The following is a 574-nucleotide window of genomic DNA, read 5'->3' as shown; positions in this document are numbered from 1 at the left end:
ATTCAACTACTCGGCGGTAATGGCTACATCAATGAATACGCAACCGGACGCCTTCTGCGTGACGCAAAACTGTATGAAATTGGGGCAGGAACCTCCGAAATTCGCCGCATGCTCATCGGGCGCGAATTGTTTGAGGAATCACGCTAGCTCCTGATTCACTCGCTAGGAAAAGGAAGTCATCATGGCCATCATAAAAAGCAAAACCAAGCCAACTGACGAGCTGTTTCTTTCTAACCAAGCCGCAATGGAAATGCTGGTTGAAAAGCTGCAAAAAGACGTCGCCACCATCAAACTCGGTGGCGGCGAACGTGCCATTGCTCATCAGCGACAAAAAGGAAAACTCCCGGTTCGAGAACGAATTTCACATTTGCTCGATGATGGCAGCAACTTCCTTGAAATCGGTCAGTTCGCCGCTTGGCAAGTGTACGATGAGTCCATCCCATGCGCGGGTGTCGTGGCTGGCATCGGCATAATCGAAGGAGTTCAATGCATGGTGGTTGCCAACGATCCGTCGGTCAAAGGCGGCACCTATTATCCTCTCACCGTGAAAAAGCACCTTCGAGCACAAGAGATA

General features: G+C 50.3%; 2 protein-coding genes. Both read left to right on the top strand.

Annotated elements, in window-relative coordinates:
• Nucleotides 1–147, top strand: a 147-nt coding sequence (locus R8N47_RS27110) for an acyl-CoA dehydrogenase family protein (RefSeq protein WP_318186356.1), incomplete at its 5' end; no start/stop codon positions are given.
• Between the two features lie 34 nt (nucleotides 148–181).
• Nucleotides 182–574: carboxyl transferase domain-containing protein (locus tag R8N47_RS27105; RefSeq protein WP_318186355.1), on the top strand; the 393-nt coding region annotated here is incomplete at its 3' end.

Source organism: Vibrio sp. 2132-1 (genome assembly GCF_033344315.1).
The sequence above is the reverse complement of the archived record's forward strand: the minus strand, read 5'-3'. Positions and strand labels throughout refer to the sequence as shown.